This is a genomic window from Egicoccus sp. AB-alg6-2, assembly GCF_041821025.1.
Classification (GTDB): Bacteria; Actinomycetota; Nitriliruptoria; order Nitriliruptorales; family Nitriliruptoraceae; genus Egicoccus.
Window position 1 is genome coordinate 37,567 of the sequence record NZ_JBGUAY010000008.1, and the last position, 17,878, is coordinate 55,444.

At 70.1% G+C, this 17,878-nt stretch carries 16 protein-coding genes; 12 read left to right on the top strand and 4 right to left on the bottom strand.

The features are described 5' to 3' along the window. Positions 1–36 precede the first annotated feature (36 nt). The 4 genes from ACERMF_RS15085 to ACERMF_RS15100 all read left to right on the top strand — a co-directional run bounded on the left by ACERMF_RS15085 (position 37) and on the right by ACERMF_RS15100 (position 3,862). Positions 37–510 carry a DUF6326 family protein gene (locus tag ACERMF_RS15085; RefSeq protein WP_373669945.1) on the top strand — a complete coding sequence of 158 codons (474 nt, stop codon included), beginning with the start codon at positions 37–39 and terminating at the stop codon, positions 508–510. Beyond that, entirely contained in the window at positions 507–2,039 is a 1,533-nt protein-coding gene (locus ACERMF_RS15090) for a serine hydrolase domain-containing protein (protein ID WP_373669946.1), read from the top strand. The genes ACERMF_RS15085 and ACERMF_RS15090 overlap by 4 nt, the downstream gene beginning before the upstream one ends. A gap of 270 nt (positions 2,040–2,309) precedes the next feature. Continuing rightward, positions 2,310–3,518, top strand: a complete 1,209-nt coding sequence (locus ACERMF_RS15095; RefSeq protein WP_373669947.1) for an ATP-binding protein — start codon at positions 2,310–2,312, stop codon at positions 3,516–3,518. Next, positions 3,515–3,862: a response regulator gene (locus tag ACERMF_RS15100; RefSeq protein WP_373669948.1), complete on the top strand. Its 348-nt coding sequence runs from the start codon at positions 3,515–3,517 to the stop codon at positions 3,860–3,862. Before ACERMF_RS15095 ends, ACERMF_RS15100 begins: the two co-directional genes overlap by 4 nt. A gap of 294 nt (positions 3,863–4,156) precedes the next feature. On the opposite strand, the gene ACERMF_RS15105 is transcribed toward ACERMF_RS15100, so the two are convergent. Next, positions 4,157–4,564 carry an MmcQ/YjbR family DNA-binding protein gene (locus ACERMF_RS15105; RefSeq protein WP_373669949.1) on the bottom strand — a complete coding sequence of 136 codons (408 nt, stop codon included), beginning with the start codon at positions 4,562–4,564 and terminating at the stop codon, positions 4,157–4,159. Positions 4,565–4,917: 353 nt separating this feature from the next. On the opposite strand from ACERMF_RS15105, the gene ACERMF_RS15110 reads away from it, so the two are divergent. Together ACERMF_RS15110 and ACERMF_RS15115 are read left to right on the top strand one after the other, a co-directional pair. Beyond that, positions 4,918–6,867, top strand: a complete 1,950-nt coding sequence (locus ACERMF_RS15110) for a hypothetical protein (protein WP_373669950.1) — start codon at positions 4,918–4,920, stop codon at positions 6,865–6,867. Positions 6,868–6,970: 103 nt separating this feature from the next. After that, positions 6,971–7,795, top strand: a complete 825-nt coding sequence (locus ACERMF_RS15115) for an MBL fold metallo-hydrolase (protein ID WP_373669951.1) — start codon at positions 6,971–6,973, stop codon at positions 7,793–7,795. 51 nt (positions 7,796–7,846) lie between these two features. Here ACERMF_RS15115 and ACERMF_RS15120 read toward each other — a convergent pair whose 3' ends face one another. Further along, positions 7,847–8,398, bottom strand: coding sequence for a TetR/AcrR family transcriptional regulator (locus ACERMF_RS15120; protein ID WP_373669952.1), 552 nt, complete (start codon positions 8,396–8,398; stop codon positions 7,847–7,849). Between the two features lie 152 nt (positions 8,399–8,550). Between ACERMF_RS15120 and arr the strand changes: the two genes are divergently transcribed. Together arr and ACERMF_RS15130 are read left to right on the top strand one after the other, a co-directional pair. After that, positions 8,551–8,988, top strand: coding sequence for an NAD(+)--rifampin ADP-ribosyltransferase (gene arr, locus ACERMF_RS15125; protein WP_373669953.1), 438 nt, complete (start codon positions 8,551–8,553; stop codon positions 8,986–8,988). 873 nt (positions 8,989–9,861) lie between these two features. Continuing rightward, entirely contained in the window at positions 9,862–10,527 is a 666-nt protein-coding gene (locus ACERMF_RS15130) for a LuxR C-terminal-related transcriptional regulator (protein WP_373669954.1), read from the top strand. Here ACERMF_RS15130 and ACERMF_RS15135 read toward each other — a convergent pair. Then, entirely contained in the window at positions 10,515–12,590 is a 2,076-nt protein-coding gene (locus ACERMF_RS15135; RefSeq protein ID WP_373669955.1) for a GAF domain-containing sensor histidine kinase, read from the bottom strand. The genes ACERMF_RS15130 and ACERMF_RS15135 overlap by 13 nt on opposite strands. A 188-nt stretch (positions 12,591–12,778) precedes the next feature. Here ACERMF_RS15135 and ACERMF_RS15140 point away from each other — a divergent pair, with 188 nt between their 5' ends. From ACERMF_RS15140 to ACERMF_RS15155, 4 genes are all read left to right on the top strand, one after another. Further along, positions 12,779–13,171, top strand: a complete 393-nt coding sequence (locus ACERMF_RS15140) for a hypothetical protein (protein WP_373669956.1) — start codon at positions 12,779–12,781, stop codon at positions 13,169–13,171. Continuing rightward, entirely contained in the window at positions 13,168–13,536 is a 369-nt protein-coding gene (locus ACERMF_RS15145) for a cupredoxin domain-containing protein (protein WP_373669957.1), read from the top strand. The genes ACERMF_RS15140 and ACERMF_RS15145 overlap by 4 nt, the downstream gene beginning before the upstream one ends. Before the next feature lie 138 nt (positions 13,537–13,674). Beyond that, positions 13,675–15,879, top strand: coding sequence for a TPM domain-containing protein (locus ACERMF_RS15150; protein ID WP_373669958.1), 2,205 nt, complete (start codon positions 13,675–13,677; stop codon positions 15,877–15,879). Positions 15,880–15,930: 51 nt separating this feature from the next. Then, positions 15,931–16,638: a PspA/IM30 family protein gene (locus tag ACERMF_RS15155; protein ID WP_373669959.1), complete on the top strand. Its 708-nt coding sequence runs from the start codon at positions 15,931–15,933 to the stop codon at positions 16,636–16,638. Positions 16,639–16,806: 168 nt separating this feature from the next. Here ACERMF_RS15155 and ACERMF_RS15160 read toward each other — a convergent pair whose 3' ends face one another. Next, positions 16,807–17,844 (bottom strand): GerMN domain-containing protein, encoded by a 1,038-nt coding sequence (locus ACERMF_RS15160; protein WP_373669960.1) that lies wholly within the window; start codon positions 17,842–17,844, stop codon positions 16,807–16,809. Positions 17,845–17,878: the final 34 nt, after the last annotated feature.

Here is a 17,878-nt window from a genome sequence, read left to right on the forward strand (position 1 = left end):
CTCGAGCCTGCTGCTCGACGACATGGAGCAACCACGATGAGCACATCACCGCAGCAACGCGAAGCCCAGCTCGACGACTTTCCGGTCCCCGTGCCGTTGAGGCTCGCGGCGGCCTGGACCAGCTTGATGTTCCTCTACATCTACGTCGATTACCTCCACCTGTACACGCCCGGCGTCATCGACGACATCCAGGCTGGCGTCGTCTGGGAGTTCGACATCAGCCAAACCTTCGTGACCGGTGCGCTCGCGCTCATGGCGATCCCGGCCGTCATGATCCTGCTTTCCACGACGCTGCCCGCCCGTGCGAACCGCGCCGCGAACCTGGTCGTGGCGTCGCTCTTCCTCCCCGTAACCATCTTCAACCTGGCCGGCGAGTCCTGGACCTTCTTCTACGGTCTCGGCGTCGTACTTGAAGTGATCCTCCTCGCCGGGATCATCCGCTGCGCCTACCGCTGGCCCCGAACCACTCGAGTCGCAGTTCGGACGGCACACGTCGAGGTGTGGGGGTGACCGCCCACCACCTCTCGTGCCGCAGGCCGGTGATCGCGTTCGCGCTCACCGGCCTGCTGGTGCTGCAGCCCGCCGCGGCGACGGCCGCCGCAGCGGACACCACGGCGATCCGTACCGGCGAGTCGGTAGGCATCGACCGCTGGGTCGAGGAGCGCGTGGGAGCACGGGATCTCCCGGGTGTCGCCGTTGCGGTCGTCCGCGGCGGCCAGGTCGTCCACCTTGCCGGGTACGGCGTCGCCGACGACACCGGCCGCCCGGTCACGCCTGACACGCCGTTCCTGCTCGGTTCGGCGTCCAAACCCTTCACCGCCGCGGTGGTCGGCCAGCTCGTCGAGGAAGGCGTCCTGTCGTGGGACGAGCCGGTGTGGCCGCACCTGGCACATCTCGTCGACCGGGCGCCGGACGGCTTCGAGACGGTGACGGTCGAACAGCTCATCACCCACACCGCTGGGCTGGGCATGTACGTCGGCGTCGCTGGTGAGGTGACCCTCCACGATGGCCCCAACGCCCTCGGACTGCGCGTCGCTGAGCTGCTGGCCCACCCTCTCGCCCACCCACCGGGTGACACGTTCGCGTACAGCAACGCCGGCTTCACGCTCCTCGCCGCCGTCGTGGAGCAGGTCGCGAGTGACCGCTTCGCGGACCAGCTCCAGGACCGCATCTTCGGCCAGCTGGGCATGAGCGGCTCGTTCGCGACCGCGGACGATCACCGGGCAGCCGACTTGGCGACCGGTCATCGCCTCTGGTTCGGCCGCTGGCGCCCGGCGGCGCTGCCCTACGACGACGCCGGGGTAGCCATGGGCTACGTCGCCTCCACAGCTCGCGACCTCGCCCGGTTCATGGAGGCACACCTCGAGAGCCATCCCGCGATCCCCGCCACCGCCGCCCAGATCGCCGCGGGCCCCGTGGAGCCGACCGGGTGGACCACCACGTTGGACGCCGGCTACGGGCGCGGCTGGTTCGTCGACGAGTTCGCCGGCACGACCGTCGTCAGCCACACCGGGTCACTGGGCCACTTCACCGGCCACCTGCTGCTCGCCCCGGAAGCCGACAGCCTCGGCATCGCCGTGCTGTCCAACGCCAGCGCCTTCGTCGCCGGCGGCCCCGGCGACCCGGGCCACGACGCCCAGTACGACCTCGGCTTCGGGCTCCTACGCATCCTGCTCGGCGAGCAACCCCAGCCCGTCAACCCGACACCGCTCATGACCCTCGCCCTCCCGGTCGGGGGATGGGCCATCGTGGCGCTGCTGCCGACCTGCATCCTGCGCTCCGCGTTCCGGTCACGTCACAGAACCGGCGCCGAATCCGGAACTGCGACACGCCGCGTCCGCGTCCGTCAACTGCTGCCCGGAGCCTTCGCCATCATCGGCGGCGCCGCACTCCTCACCGCGCCACTTGGCATGGTTCGCCACTTCCACCCCGACATCGGATGGGCCCTCACCAGCCTCGCGTGGCTCGCGCTCGCCCTGGGCGCCGTTCGCTTCGCCCTGCCGCTGCTCAGCAAGATGGGCAGGTCGAGCGGCAACTGATCGTGTACCGCCCGACCGAAATTCAAAGCACCGGCGGACACCTCCACCGCTGGCCAGGACACTGCGGGCGTGTTCTCCTGGTCTCAGCTGTGAGGCGTCCGGGAGAAGCGAGCTCACGACATCACGGTGGCTCCGGGGAGCAGTGCTCCTGGCGGTGTGCATCACTTGCGCATGCGACGGTCATGGGGGATGCCGATGATGGCCCCGGCGTAGGTGTTCTACAGTGTCTGCGGGCCGGCGCCAGTTGGCATGACGTAGGGGGATGAAGTGGTGAAGAGCAGTTCTGGCGTTGCTCCGGTGGGTGAGGAGCAGCGGCTTGCTGCGGTACGCCGCTATGACATCCTCGATACGCCGCCGGATGGCGCGTTCGACCGGGTGACGGCGCTCGCTGCGCGGGTGTGTCAGGTGCCGATCAGCACGATCACGATCGTCGATGAGGATCGCATCTGGTTCAAGTCGGCCTTGGGTCTCGATGGCGTCAGCCAGATCGATCGTGAGCCCGGGCTTTGCGCGTCGGCGATCATGCAGCAGACGCCGTACCTGGTCAGCGATGCGGCGATCGATCCGCGGACCCTGGACAACCCGCTGGTGTGTGGCGAGCTGGGTCTGCGGTTCTACGCGGCGGTGCCGCTTCGCACCGGCGACGGTCACAACCTGGGGACGCTCAACGTCATCGACTGCGAACCCCGCGATCTGCCTGACGAGCAGTTGGCGATGCTCGAGGACCTCGCCGCGATCGTGATGGACGAGCTGGAGTTGCGGCTGTCCGCAAAGCGGGACGTCGAGCTCGAGTCGTTGCGTGCTGCGGCGGCATTCCGGGACACGGTCGTAGCTGGCATCTCGCACGAGATGCGCACGCCGCTTGCCGTGCTCAACGGGCTGGTGGATCTCTTCGGCGCCGATTCGCAGGATGGCGCGGCCGATGAGCTGCGTGAGGTGTTTCGCCGGCAGGTCCGCTATCTGAACCACCAGGTGGAGCAGTTCCTCGACTACACACACCTCGAACATGGCGAGCTGCCCGGTCTTCAGATCGAGCCGAGCCCGCTCGCGCCGGTTGTGGAAGAGGCAGCCGACCTGCACCGCGACCGGGGCAGGGTGGAGGTCGAGGTGGTTGACGACCCGCCCCCGGTGCTCATCGACGCCCGCCAGACGCTGCATGTGCTTTCCGAGCTGGTCAGCAATGCGGTGCGGTTCGGCCCCAGCGACGAGCCGGTACGCATCCGCATCACGGGCGATAGCGACGAGGGGACCGTTCGGGTCGAGGTCGCCGACCGCGGTCCGGGCATCCCGGCGCAGGCCCTGCCGCACCTGTTCGAGCGCTACTACCGGTCGCCGGACAGCACCGGCACCGGTCTGGGCCTGTTCGTTGCCAACGCGCTTGCCGACGCGCAAGGCGCCCGGATCGAGGCGGCATCCACACCAGGAGACGGCAGCCGCTTCACGCTGGTGCTGCCCGCCGCAGACGGCGACCGACGATGACGCGGCGCGTGCTGCTGGCCGACGACGAAGCCGGCATCCGCACCGTCGTCGGGCTGCAGCTGCAACGGCGAGGCTGGGAGGTCCTCACCGTGTCCGATGGAGAAGCCGCGCTCGCGGCCGCTCGCACCGGCGACTACGACGTCTTGGTGCTCGACCAACGGATGCCGGGCCTGACCGGACTGGAAGTAGCCCAGGCGTTGGCCACCGAAGTGCCGGTCATCGTCTACTCCGCCTACCTCGACGACGAGCTGCACCGGCAGGCCCGAGAACTCGGCTGCCACACGTCAACGAAGACCGACATCACCGCACTCCTCGACCGCATCGAGCAACTGACGGCCACGTGAACGGAACGCAGCGTGGCCCTTCCAGCCTCCTGGTCGGCCGAGGGGGCCGGCGCGCCCTCCGGCGCAGCCGGAGAAGCTGGAGGAACGGTTTGGGGGCATGAGCAGAGAACCGCTGCCGCCGGGTGGATGACGTCGATGACACGGCGTTACGTTGTGTCCGGGTCGATCCCGGCTGGTCGCCGCTTCAGCTTCGTTCCCGACTCGGAGCGTTCGGAGTCAGCGTTCGCTGCATCGCGGTCTGGCGAGACTGCTGCACCTTCCGGCCGCCCGAGAGCGCTGGCGATCTACGACCGATCAGGAGGCGGCCAGGTCCCGGACGAGCGTCTTCGGGGCGACGAGACGGTATGCGTCGACGAGGAGGGAGGCGACCTCGCTCCAGTCGGGATCGACATCGACCCGAAGACCGATCCATCCGCGGTGACCGACATACGGCGGTCGGAAGAAGCGCTCTGGCTCCGCCGCGACGAGTTCCTGCTGAACACCTGAAGGTGCAGGACAGATCACCGCCAGCCGCCCATCGCCGTGATGGTCGTCGGTGAGGTAGCAGACGGTCCGTTTTTTGCGCACGAAGAAGGTCACTGCCCCGTGGCTGAGACGTTCGGTCACCTCGGGGAACGTCGAGCAGATTCGCCGAACACGCTCGGTTGCCGACTCGACGTCCGCGTCGGTGTACGTCAATCGGTCGCTTGGTGTGGGCTCCATGGGGGAACTGTCCCACAGGAGGACGACGCGCGCTAACGCCAGGCCGACGCGCGTGGCGACGGCTTACGTACGGTTCCCCATAGAACGCGATCATCCTGACCCCGACACGAAGTCGGGGCTGCCGCGTGCTTGTCGCGGCAGCCGTTGATGGGTCCGCGAGGTCACCCGGCTCGACCATCGATCACCTGGCTTCGGCGCGATGCCGCAGCGTTGTCCCATACTGCACGCGTCGACCCGCGGCGGGGCCGTGTCGTAGGTGTCATCATCGTCCATGAGCCGGTCGGGGCCCGACCCCGGGTGCGCGGCCGGCGTGGCGGTCCCGTTCGGCTCGGGAGCGCCCGGAAGGCAGTCAGGTGAAGACGATCGGCCATGACGCGGGTGCGCAGTTGGCACTGGCGGAACGAGCCCTGGAGACGGGCGAGGTCGATCATGCGAGGGAGCACCTGTCCGCTGCGGTCCGGGAGTTCACCGCGGTCGGCGACCGACGGCAGGCCGCGCTGGCCTGCGCCCGGCTGGGCGACCTGTTCGCCCATGCGATCGGGAACCTGACCGCCGCCCGCTCCTGGTTCGGCAGGGCGATCCAGCTGGTCGAGACCGAGCCGCCGTGCATCGAGCAGGGTTGGGTGGCCGTCGCGGCGTTGGGTTGCGACGTCGATGATCCGACCGTGCTGCTCGCGCGGTCGGAGCTTGCCCTGGATCGTGCGCGGCAATTCGGCGACGTGAACCTCGAGATGCTCGCCCTGGCGAACGCCGGACTGGCGCACGTCCAGGCGGGGCGGCTGGTCGAGGGCAGGGAACAGCTCGACGAGGCCATGGCACTGGCCAGCGGGCCCGCCGACGACGTGGAGGCGGCCGGGAAGTCGGTCTGTTCGTTCCTGACCGCCTGCTACTACACCGCCGACTTCCACCGGGCAGGCACCTGGGCCGACATCCTGCGCGGCCGTGGCCTGATCGGCACGACCGCGGGCGTCCCGGTGTTCCTCGGCAACCACTGCGACAGCGTCCACGCCACCGCGCTGAGCGAGCTGGGCCGGTGGGTCGAGGCCGAGGCGGTGCTGGTCCGCGCGATCGACGCCTTCGAGGCGTGCATGAGCGTGCCGAGCTGGCACCCCGCCATCGCGCTCGCCGAACTGCGCATGCGCCAGGGACGGCTCGCGGATGCCGAGATGCTGCTGCTCGGGAAGGACGGCCACCTGCAGGCGCTGCTGCCGGCCGCCCGCCTCCATCAGATCCGTGGCGACCACGACCTCGCCCGGGCCACTGCGACGCGGGGGCTCCGAGCGATCGGCGACGACCGATTGCGGGCCGCCGAACTGCTGGCCGTGCTCGTGGACACCGAGCTCGACGCCGGGGACGCCGACGCGGCGGCCCGCGCCTGCGACGAACTGGCCGCGCGCGCCGATCAGCTCGACGTCCCGGGACTGCAGGCCAGGATCGCTGCATCGCGGGCGCGTGTGCTCGCCGCAAGGAACGAGGTCGCCGCCGCGATCGGGACGGTCGAGGGCGCGCTCGACCGGCTCCCGCCCACCGGGATGCCGGTGCTCCGTGCCACCCTGCTCCTCGACCTCGTCCAGCACCACGACCGGGCGGGCAACCGGGCAGCGGCCACGGTGGAGGCCCGCAGCGCGGTCGCGACGCTGAGCGGCCTGGACGTGGTGCTGCCGGCTGCCACCGTTGCTCTGCTCGAACGGGTCGGGGTCACGGCGCCTGGCATCCGCCCCGCTGCGCTCACGGCCACCCTGCGACGCGACGAGCGCGGCTGGGTCGCCGAGTGCGCCACCACGCGGTCGCGCCTGCGGGACACCAAGGGTCTGCGCTACCTCGCCGAACTTCTGCGCCAGCCGGGCATCGAACGGCACGCGCTCGATCTGGTGGACCGCGTGGAGGGCATGGCGGTCGACGGCACGGCGGCCGAGCGCCGTCGCCTGGGCGATGCTGGCGAGCTGCTGGACGCGACGGCTCGCAGCGCCTACCGCCACCGGATCGAGGCGCTGAGAGGCGAGATCGATGACGCTCTCGCCACCGGTGCGGAGGAGCGCGCCCAGGCCCGTCAGACCGAGCTCGATGTCCTGGTGGATCAGTTGGCGCAGGCCTTCGGGCTGGGCGGTCGAGCCCGACGGGCGTCGTCGGCGGCCGAACGGGCCCGCCTCAACGTCACTCGGGCACTCCGGTCCGCGACGGCGGCATTGGGTGAGGCCCTTCCGGAGGCGGGGACCGTCCTCGACCGCCGCCTACGCACCGGCCTGTACTGCGCCTACGAACCCGGCGACGGCGACGAGGTGCGGTGGATCGTTCAGTCCTGAGTGAACGATGGCGCCCGTACGTGAACGCCCTGGGGGTGGAGCCGATCCACGACCAGGAGGCCTTCGCGATGAGTCCGAGCCGTACGACCGCGACGGGAGGGCGATGATGGACGCCCCCTACGAGGCCGCCCCCGGTATCCACGTGCTGCCGTCACAGGTGCCGCTGCCGGGCGTGGGGGTCCTGCCGGTCAACGCCTACCTGATCCTGTCCGCCGAACCGGTCCTGGTCGATGGCGGGATGGGCGCGGACAGCGACGAGTTCCTCGACGCGCTCTCCTCCATCATCGACCCGACGGCGCTGCGCTGGGTGTGGTTGACCCACGACGATGCCGACCACACCGGGAGCATCCAGCGTGTGCTCGAACTGGCGCCCCGGGCCCGCCTCGTTGCCCATGCGTTCAGCGCCTTGCGCATGACGTCGTGGTGGCCGGTGCCGCTGGACCGTGTCCATGCCATCAGGGTGGGCGACCGGCTCCCGGTCGGCGACCGCACGCTGCGGGCAGTGGCACCTCCGCTCTACGACAGCCCGATGTCGGTCGGGTTGCTCGACGAGGCCACCGGTGCGCTGTTCTCCGTGGACTCGTTCGGCGCGCTGCTTCCCCAGGCGACCCAGAACGCCGCCGACGTCCCCGAGGAAGCGCTGACCGGCGGCATGCAAGCATGGGCCGCCGCCGACTCGCCGTGGGCGCACCTGCTCGACCGCGAACGGTTCGGGCAGGTCCTCGAGGGAGTGCGCCGCCTCCAGCCCAGCCGCATCCTCTCCTCGCACCTGCCGGCAGCCAATGGGACCTCGATGGACCGGTTCCTCGAGGTGCTGGCATCGGTGCCTGACGCCGAACCGGCCGTCCCCCCGAACGACGCGGAGTTCGCCCAGATGGTCGCAGCGATCACCGAGGTGCAACCGCCCCAGCCGGTGGGTGCGATGTAGGACTGGGCGCGCGCAGGATCGCTGGCGGAGCGTGCTGGAGGGGCTGGTCCGTCACGTCGCGTTGGCCGCGAGACCGTCGAGGTAGTCGTCGAGGTGGCGATGGGCGATCACTCGCTCCTCGGCAGGATCGAGTCCGATCGCAAGCGGTCGACAGAAGCGGATCGAGGCGATGGCGATGTCGCTTGCGCTGACCCCGTTCCCCACCGCTCCATCTCGTCGGGCAGCATCGGTCAGCCGCTCGAGCACATCCGCAGCGGCTGAGCGTCGTTCGGGCCAGTCCGAGTGGTCGAGCAGGGGATAGACGAGGTTGACGACGCCGAGTCCGGTGTCGATGGCGCCGTGCAAGTAGCGGCGCAACGCCTCGCCGCCGGTGGTCGACTCCGCGAGCGCCGCTTCACCGAGCTGGATCGTTCGGTCGAGGACGTCGAGGACCACCCCACGCAGCAGCGCCTGCTGGTCCGGGAAGTGTCGATACAGCGTGCCGATGCCGACGCCTGCCCGCTGAGCGACGGCGTCCCTGGACGGCTCGCCGCCGATGTCCAGGATCAACTCGACGGCCGCATCCAGGAGCCGTCGACGATTCCGGACTGCATCGGCACGCATCGGCGCTCCTTCCGGTCGGTGGTCGCGTCCGTTGAAACGGAATATATTCCTCCGAATCGTGAAGCATGGGGTGTAGATTGGGTGAGCGGGAACCGGCCACGACGTCCATCACCGAAAACATCGCGGATTCGAGGGGCGCGGCCGACGCCCCCGTGACGTTCGAGAGCTGCGGACACGTCGAAGGTCCGTTCTTCCACGGCACGACAGCGAGCTTCGGGATCGGCGACGAGGTCGTCGCGGGGCATCCTTCCAACTACCACGAGGGTCGAGCCTCCAACCACGTCTACTTCGCCGCGCTCCTCGATTCAGCCATCTGGGGAGCGGAGCTGGCCGCGGCGCTCACGGGCGGCGACGGGCGAGGCCGCGTCTACGTCGTCGAACCGACCGGCCGGTTCGAAGGCGACCCCAACGTCACCAACAAGCGGTTCCCCGGCAACGTCACGCGCTCCTACCGAACCCGACACCCGATGGTCGTCGTCGGCGAAGTGCAGGACTGGAAGGGCCATGCACCAGACGCGCTGCAGGGCATGCTCGACCACATCGCCCGGCTCCGTGCCCAGGGTCTGGACGTGATCGAGGACGAGGTTTGAAGCGCGCTGCGCTCCCAACACGCGGAAGAGTCAAGCGCGCCTCATTCGCCCACGCGTCGTGCCGGACCGGGCGTTACCCACGCTGGTCGACCGGTTGAGCGTCGTCGCGGCCCGCGAGGCGCGTACCCGACCCGCGCGCCGTGCGTCGGGCTCCGAGCAGGCTCATCCCGGCCGAGAGCCCGACCCCGGCTGCCACCAGCGGCGATTCGAAGGGCTCCCATCCGCGTGGACCAAGGCGGTGGCGGACGAGTCGCTCAGCCAGGTAGCCACTCGTCATCAGCGAACCCAGCAGCCGCAGCCCCCTCGCCGCCCATGCACTCCCGCGCGTCGCCACGACGGCCGTGAGGACCACCTGTGCGACGAGCATGGTGACGGGGGCTGAGAACGCCGTTCCTGTGAGAATCGAGTCGCGCGCAACCCTGTCAGACGCACCCTTGCTGATGCCGACGTCATACGCATGACCGCGTCTGATCGCCACGGCCATCCCCATCAGCCCGCACGCGAGCTGAGCGAGCGACACCCCGACGAGCGCCTGCTCCGAACGGCGCCTTGTTCTTGTCGCTCCCCATGGGTCGCCCCTTCGAGAGAACCCGTCCAGGTGCCGGGGCCCCCGTCAGCCACCTACCGATTATGGCGGAATCTTGTCGAACCGGGGCGTACTACCTCGAGGGCACTGGCCACCACGCGAACAGCTCCGGGTTGGAGGCGTGCAGCCTGACGACCTGAGCCAAACGACAGGAACGAACCCTCGTCCAGGTCGAGGAAGTGGGGCCCTCCTCGCGGTCGGCCAGCGTCGAGTAGTCGATCTGCCGCTGCGCCGCAGCCTGAAGCGGACCGAGGCTCCGCAGGGAGGGATCGAACTACAGTGCACAAATGCCGATCCGTCTCGTGCTGGCCGAGGACAGCGATTTCGTTCGCGAGGGCGTCGCGCTGCTGATCGACACGCAGCCTGACCTCGAGCTGGTGGCGGTGTGTCGGGACTTCGACGAGCTGTCGACCGCGGTCGAGCGGACCGAGCCCGCGGTGGTACTGACCGATGTGCGGATGCCGCCGACGTTCACCGACGAGGGCGTCCGGGCCGCACGGTGGCTGCGCGAGCAGCGTCCCGAGGTCGGTGTCGTGCTGTTCACCCACTACGCCGACCCCGAGTACGCGATAGGGCTGTTCGAGGCTGGGTCGGAGCGTCGGGGCTATCTGCTCAAGGAGCGCGTGGGCGACATCGAAGAGCTCTCAGAGGCGATCCGACGGGTCGCGGCCGGGGGCACGGTCGTGGATCCACGGATCGTGGAGGTGCTCGTATCGGCACGCCGTCGTAGCAAGGGTGAAGGCCTGGAGTTGCTCACCCCGAGAGAGCAGGAGGTGTTGGCCGAGCTCGCGAAGGGCCGGACCAATGCCGCCATCTCGGAGTCGCTGGTGCTGTCCCAGGGGGCGGTGGAGAAGCACATCAGCTCGATCTTCGCCAAGCTCGGTCTCGCCGAGCAGGACAAGGTGCATCGGCGGGTCCGGGCGGTCCTGATGTACCTGGGTCAGGACGGTTGACCAGCCGGTAGTGGAAGACGGCCGCTGACCCGGGTCCCGTGACCCGGCCGGCTGTCGACCGAGAGTCGTCCGCCGAGTGCGCCCACGCGGTCGCGCATCGACAGCAAGCCAACGCTGTCCTGGACGGCCGTGGCATCGAAGCCGCACCCGTCGTCGCAGATGGCGAAGGTCACCGCCTGGCCCGTGCGGTGCAACCGGATGTCGCAAGACGTGGCCGCCGCATGCTTGATGGTGTTCGTGACCGCTTCGAGGCAGGTGAAGTAGAGCGCGGTCTCCACCGCGACGGGAAGCCGCCCGAGCTCGGCCGCGTCGACGTGCACCTCGAGCGGCGCGTCGCGGGCCTGCTCGGCGAGCGCGGCGCGCAACCCTCGTTCGATGAGCAGGGGCGGGTGTACGCCGCGTGCGAGCTCGCGCAGCGATCCGATGGTCGCGTCCGCGTCATGGCCGAGGGCCTTGAGGATTGCGCTTGCTCGTTCGTGGTCCCCGGCGTCGAGCCGGGCACGCGCGGCGGCGGTCTTCGCCTTGAGACCGAGCAGCTGTTGCTGCACACCGTCGTGGAGGTCGCGCTCGAGCCGTCGGCGCTCCTGGTCGTGGGCGGTGACCAGCCGCTGCCGTGACGCCTCGAGTGCGGCCAGACTGTCCTGCAGCTCGGCAGCGAGCCGGGCGTTGCGCAGAACGACGCCGGCCTGGGCGGCCAGCGACGAGGCGAGCTCGGCGTCACGGGCGGTGACGTGGTCGCCCCGGAGCTTGGTGATGGCGAGCAGGCCGAGCAGTTCGTCGCCGTCGTGGACCGGTTCGACGAGATCGGCATCCGGGACGGTCTCGGCCAGCTCGACCGCCACGGCTGGCGGGGTCGAATCCTCCGTCGGTGGCCAGCTCGCCGCGACCCTCAGCTCGGTGCCGACCCGCAGCCAGGCGTCTGCCCGGTTCGCTCCGGTGCCCTGGCCGAGCAACTCCGCGACCACGGTCAACAGCTCAGCTGCCGGGACCGGGTCGTGGAGCCGCTGTGCGAAGCGAGCCAACACCTCGTACGGGCTGGCCCGGCGTCCGTACACGAGCCGGTCCGCGGCGGTGCGCACCCGAGCATGGATCGGCTGGAATGCCAGGGCCGCGACCGCGGTCGCGGCGATGACGAGTAGTGGCTCGTCACGCTGGGCGCGAACCAGGGTGCCGATCCCGACCACGACGGCGAGGTACACCAGCGTGAGGAAGGCGGCCAGCACGGTCACCACCACGGCCCGGGAGATGACCAGGTCGATGTCCAGCAGCTGATTCCGCAGGATGCCGACACCCGCAGCGACCGCGACGGTGGGCCAGGCGATCGTGAACCCGAGCCATCCGAGTCCCGCCGTTCCGAGCGCGACGTAGACCGCGATCGCCATCGCCGTCGCGAGGCAGAACCAGCGCAGCTGGTCGCGCGCCTGGCCGGAAGCGCGCCGGAGCCGCACCAGCAGTGACCCAGCTGCAGGAACCAGCGCGAGCACCGCGACCGACAGGGCCAGTTCGTCGATCGTGGTGAGCGCGCCGCTGGCGGCCCCCCAGGCGAGCGGGTTGTCGAACACCACACCCTCGGTGAACGGCGTCGGCAGGAGCAGGTGGGTGATGGTGGTCACGGCGGTCGCGGTCACCATGACCGCCACCAGGACCCGCCACCGATGTGACGGCAACCGGCCATCGGGGAACAGCAGCAGCGCCACCCCGAGGAGCGCATAGGCCGGCACCCACACCCAGTTCAGGATCCAACCGGCAAGTCCTGCCCCAGGCAGCGGCCCGCCCGGCCGGTCCGCGAGCGCGTAGCCGGCACACGCCAACGTCAGCCCGAACAGCAGCCCCTGGGCGGCGAACAACCAGCCGACCGGGTGCCGCGGACGCCGTCTCGCGACCACCGCCCCGACGCTGGCGAACGCCACCGCCGCGCTCAGACTCCCGAGGCTGAACGACCGCACGAATGTCCCGGGCTGCTGCCCACCGGTCAGCGCAGCCCACACCCCGACCAGGGCCAGCAGCACGCTCGCCGCCCAGATCGCTGCCGCCCCGTGTCGTGCCGCCCTGACCGTCGCCACGCCACCCCCTGCCCGGTCCTCCCGCTCGACGACCGTTGCACGGATGTTCCACCACCCGCGAGCGGCCGTCGAGCAGCAAGCCCCACCGGCATGCGGGGGTTGTCCCCACCCCAACACGGAGGACGGCCGGCTGACCGTCACCCGCGCGGACGAGGACGATGGGCGAGTCCGCTACCAAAGGAGCCGCCGTGGCCAGCCAGCCCATCACATCGACGACCAGCCGCTCGACCTCCCTGACCTGGAATGCCGTCCTGGTCGGCATCGCCGCGACGACCGCGGTCGGCTACGTCGTCTACGCCGCGACCATGCACGAGTTCCCACCCGCAGGGTTCGTCTACGGCGGCCTGCTCGCCATAGCGGCCGGGTGGGTCGGCCGCAGCGGGAGCCGCATGGCCGTCGGCTTCGCCGGCCTCCTGCACGCCTTCGAACTGTTCAACGTGCTGTTCGTCTACGGCAACCCGCAGATGATCATCAATCCGGCCGCCTGGCAGGACTTCCTCGTCGGTGTCTTCTTCGTCGTGGCCAATGCCGCCGGCACCCTCGCCGCGGTGGCGGCCTGGCGCGAGCGGCGGGCAGGATGAACTGGGTCGAGGCCGGCCCCGGCCGGCTGATCGCGGTCACCATCGCCGTGCTCGCGGCCGCTGTCAGCATCGGCGCGATCGCCGCGCTGACCGGTCACGACGACACCGCCCACCCCGGCGACATCGCCGTGACGATCCGCGACTTCGCCTTCCATCCGCCTGCCCTGGAGATGCCTGCGGGCGAGGTCGGACTCATCGCCCACAATGCGGACGCCGCTCTCCACGACTTCACCATCGACGACATCGTCTCCCTCGACGTCCCCGGGACGCGCATCCGCCGTGTCTCGTTCACCCTTCCGCCCGGCGCCTACACCTACTGGTGCACCCTGCACCCGACCATGACCGGCAGGCTCGACGCCACCTAGCACTCCCGGTTGGTTTCCCTTCGCTTCGCTACGGGGTCGTCGGCGTGACGGTGACGCCGGTGCCTGGAGCTGCAGCGCGGCGGCCGCGGGTGATCGGCCGGCCATGGCTCGCAGATATCGGCCGGATAGGTTGCTCGCGTGCCAGATTGCCACTTCCGCTTCGGGCGTGATCTCGTCATCGCGCTTGTTCTCGTGATGATTTTCGCGCTCTCGTGGCCGTCGGCGGCGCTGGCGCAACAGGTCCCGACCATCGATGGCCGCCTCACCGACGCTGCCGACCTGATCGACGACGCCGACGAGGATGCGGTCTCCGATGCACTCGCGCGGGTGGACGACGAGGTACGGCTCCACGTCCTGACACTCGACACGACCGGCGGGACCGAGGTCTCCTCGTTCGCGCGGGAAGTAGCGGAAACGAATGGGCTCAGTGGCCGTGACGCATTGCTACTCGTCGCGATCGATGACCGTACGTATTACCTGTGGGTCGCGGACGGCGTCACGGAGGTCAGCGACGCCGATCTCGAGGCGATATCCACCGGGATCGTCGAACCCAGACTCGGCGCCGGCGAGTTCGCGCTGGCCGCGATCGAGGCCGCGAACGCGCTGGCTGACGCCGGTGGTGCGGCGCCTGGCGTAACTCCGGACACGACACCTGGCGCTCCCGCTCCCGCCCCCACCGCGACCGGGGAACGGGCGACCGGTGGCGGATTCTCGGCGTGGGCCCTGCTCGTCCCGACCCTCGGCCTGGGGACGTGGGCACTCGCCTCGTGGTGGCGGGAACGCCGCAGCAGGCGCCGCTCCGCCGAGGAACGCGACCGACAGCTGGGTGAGCTGGCACGGCGGGCAAACGCACGGCTCCTTGCAAGCGACGAGGCGCTGCGCGAGGCGACGACCGAGCTCGGGTTCGCGGAGGCACGCTTCCACGCCGACGACGTGACCCCATTCGCTGCCGCTCTGAACATCGCGCGGGAGGAGCTTCACGACGCGTTCGCCATCCGCCAGCGCCTCGACGAGGACCCGCCCCACGACACCGCCCAGCGGGCCGCCGCCCTCGAGTCGATCATCGAGCACACGACCAGGCTCGACCGTTTGCTCACATCGGAGCACGAGCGGCTCGAGGAGCTCCGGGACATCGAACAGCGGGCACCGGAACTGCTCGCGGCGGCGCGCAGTCAGCGTGAGTCGCTGGCGGGGCGGCTCGTGGTCGCTGGCCCGTTGCACGACCGGTTGCTGGTCGCGTCACCGACCGCGCGTGACGCCGTCGACGGCAACCTGGCCGAAGCCCAGAAGCACCTCGACGGCGCCGAGGTGCTCATCGGGACGGGCCTGCAGGCGGCCGAGCAGGGCCGCGCCTCGCAGGCAGCGCGCATACTTCGCGACGTCGAAAGTTCGCTCGCTGCGGCCGACCGGCTCATCGTCGCCGTAGAGCGGGCCGCCGCCGAACTCGACGAGGCCGAGCAGACGATCGACGAGGTGGTACGCACCGCCGAGGCTGGTCTCGAGGCCGCCCGTCACGCCCTCGCCGACGCGCCACAGGTGGCCGTCAGGTCGCCGGACCAGGACTCCTCCGACCACCGGTTGTCCGCACCGGCGGTGGCCTCCACGCCCACGGGGAGCCCACTCGCCAGCGCCTCCGACCCGCCTCCTCCGCCAAGCCCGAACCAGATCCTCTCCAACGGGCACCGGCGACTCACGGAAGCGAGGGCCAACCGCGAGGACGACGTCCTTCGCGCCTACGAGCTTGCGCGCGGAGCCGAGTCGGCCGCGAACGAGGTCCTGGCGATCGCCCGACGGGCGCACCAACGGCAGGATGAAGCGGTCGCCGCGGCCACCGCGGCGCTCCAGGCCGCCACGGCCATCCATGCCCGCGCCGACGACTTCCTCGCCACACGCCGACGTGGGATCGGTCGGGAGGCCCGCACGCGGTTGCAGGAGGCGGACCGGCACCTCGCCCGGGCGCGGGCGCTGCTCACCGAACAGCCAGCGGTCGCGGTCCGGCATGCGCGTGAGGCCGAGCGACTCGCGAGCGAGGCGTACCAACTCGCCCAGGAGGACTTCCACGGCTACGACGACCTCCGCGGCCCGTTCGGTCGTGGCCCCTTCGGCGGTGGGGGAGGTGGCGTCATCGTGATCGGCGGGATTCCCATCCCGCTCGGCGGTGGTCGGCGCGGCGGTAGCGGCTTCGGCGGGTCGGTCTGGGGCTCCCCGGGAGGTCGACGCTCGAGCGGCGGGTTCGGTGGCGGCTTCGGCAGCGGTGGACGCGGCATCGGTGGCGGCTTCGGTGGTGGTCGAGGGATGGGTGGCGGCTTCGGCGGAGGACGCGGTCGCGGCGGAAGTTTCTGATCCTGTACGACTCCGGCGTCGCACGGCGTCGGCCTGACCAAGGAGAACGACGTGGCACGCACGATCCTGGGAAGGCTCGGACAGCTGCTCCGAGCAAACGTCAACGCGCTGGTCGACGGCGCCGAGGATCCCGAGCGGATGCTCGATCAACTGGTGCGCGACTTCACGGCCAGCATCACCGAGGCCGAGGCGGCGGTCGCGCAGTCGATCGGCAACTTGCGGATGGTCGAGGACGATCGCGACGAAGCCCGCGACGCGTCCCAGGAGTGGGGCCGCAAGGCCGCTGCGGCGGCGTCCCGTTCCGATCAACTCCGATCGGACGACCCGGGTGAGGCGGACCGTTTCGAGGAGCTGGCCAAGGTGGCGCTCCGCCGACAGATCCACTTCGAGCAGCAGGTCGAAACCTTCGAGAAGCAGATCGCTCAGCAGACGGAGATGAATGACAAGCTCAAGGAGGGGCTCGAGAAGATCCGTCAGAAGCGCGAAGAACTGGTTCGCCGTCGTGACGAGCTCGTGAGCCGCTCGAAGCTGGCCGAGGCGCAGACTCGCGTGCAGGATGCGGTCCGCAGCGTGTCGGTCCTCGACCCGTCCAGCGAGTTGGGCCGGTTCGAAGAGCGGATCCGCCGCGAGGAGGCACGCGTTCGCGGCATGGAAGAGATCACCGCCTCGTCTCTCGACGCCCAGTTCGACGAGCTGGACTCCCTCGGCGACGAGCTCGACGTCGAAGAGCGCCTTCGGGCCCTCCGTCAGGGCAGCTGAGGCTCGAGTCGCGCCTCCCTGACGACCGGTGGACCCGGCCGTCGCTCAGGCTGCGGTACGCACGGAGCCGACGCGCCTCACGGGCGACCCGATCATCGCGACGGGCCGCCCTCGGCTGGTTCGCCGAGGGCGGCCGCGTCCGTGGAGCGGGCAGCGCGAAGCTGCAGGTCAGGGCAGCAGCGTCAGGGGGGTCTCACGCAAGGCCTGGACGGAGCCGTCCTTCGCCGAATACTCGTAGACGGTCAGGACCGCCTCGGTCGGAGCATCGACGCTCACGTCGAGCGTGATGTCGAACGAGCCCCAGCCCATGCCGTTGTCCGTCATCGCGTAACCCTCGTCCAGCACGGTGCCGTCGACGGTCTCGAGCCGGTACTGGAAGGTCGCCTCGAAGACGGCGCCCATGCCGGTCAACCGCAGCGGCGTCTGCGCCTTGGCGCCGGCAGCCGGCGTGTCGACGAACACGGTGGGAAGCAGGTCCACGAAGTCCGCGCGGGAGGCCGGTTCGTCGATCGTGATCCCCTCGCCGGAGAAGACCCGGACCGGTTGCCCGTCGAGGTGGAACTGCACCTCGTCGACGGTCGGGAACTGGGTGACGGTGTAGATGACCTGGGCGAGCCGCGAGAACATCGACAACGAACCGCCGCCGGACTCGAACTCGCGGGAGAGGTCCACGGTCGCCAGCCCGTCGGCGATGTTGACGCCCAGCACCAGGGTCTCGCCCGGCACGGATGTCGAAAGGCCCTCGATCAGCGCCTTGTCGGCGGAGGAAGGTCCGTCGATGAGTTCGCGGAGCGTTGCCAGGGCGATCCCCTGGGTGGACGGGATCTCGCGCTGCACGGAGACCAGGAAGGGGTCTGCCCGTCCCGGTGTCCCCCCTCCGGGAGCGACGAAGTACAGCCGTACGGGGGTCACGCGCTGGTTGTCGGTCGCCTCGCCCTGGTCGTCGTCGTCCGACGTGTCGGTGGTGCCGCCGGTCCGGTCGTCGGTGTCCGTGGCGTCGTCGGGCGTCGGGGTGGGTTCCAGGCCGGTGTCGCCCTGGTCCGTGGTGTCGGCGTCGGTGGGGACATCGTCGTCGCTGTCCGTGGGCGCGTCCTGGCCGACGTCGTCGGTCGCGACGGGGCCGGCATCGACCACACCGTTTCCGCATGCAGCCAACAGCAGCGACAGGACGGCGACGACAAGCAGCGGGAGTCGGACGAGTTTCATGGTTGCGCCTCCTGCGGTGTCGCGGTCGGCAGCG